The 446-nt window shown below is 47.8% G+C and carries 1 protein-coding gene; it reads right to left on the bottom strand.

What is annotated here, in order from left to right; all coding sequences use genetic code 11:
- Window positions 1–124: 124 nt before the first annotated feature.
- Window positions 125–446: hypothetical protein (locus tag SANK73390_RS18325; RefSeq protein ID WP_462767847.1), on the bottom strand; the 322-nt coding region annotated here is incomplete at its 5' end.

The following is a 446-nucleotide window of genomic DNA, read 5'->3' as shown; positions in this document are numbered from 1 at the left end:
CGAGTGTGCGTTGTATTTGTGGTGATAAATATCGTGGATTACTCATTGTCCGCACTCCACTGTTATGGGGCTGTACCATTCGCGTAATTCGGTATGCAGTGCATCCCAACCAGCGCGGGTGGCATCAGCCGTAATCGTGGTTGAAACCGTATCGAGCATATGGTTTTGCTCTCCCCAGTTTATGGTTACGCAGGCGTTTAACTGCTCGCCGTCCCGTGAAACATGAGCAGCCCGTTTTGATACGCTCATACTGCCTCCCTAGCTGCTGGTGAGCAGTAATAATCAACGCATATTGGGCAAATACAGTTATGTGAATATTGCTCAGTTTGTATTGATCGCCAACCAACGCGGTTGGCCGCGTGTAGCCATTCATCGCAACTAGCAATAATGTGTTTTGGCTGTTCAATATGATTACAACACTCACATTGAACTTGTGGTGCGCCATT

The sequence above is a fragment of the Pseudoalteromonas sp. SANK 73390 genome (assembly GCF_054966645.1).
Note: the sequence above shows the minus strand (reverse complement) of the source record. Positions and strands in the feature narration are given on the sequence as shown.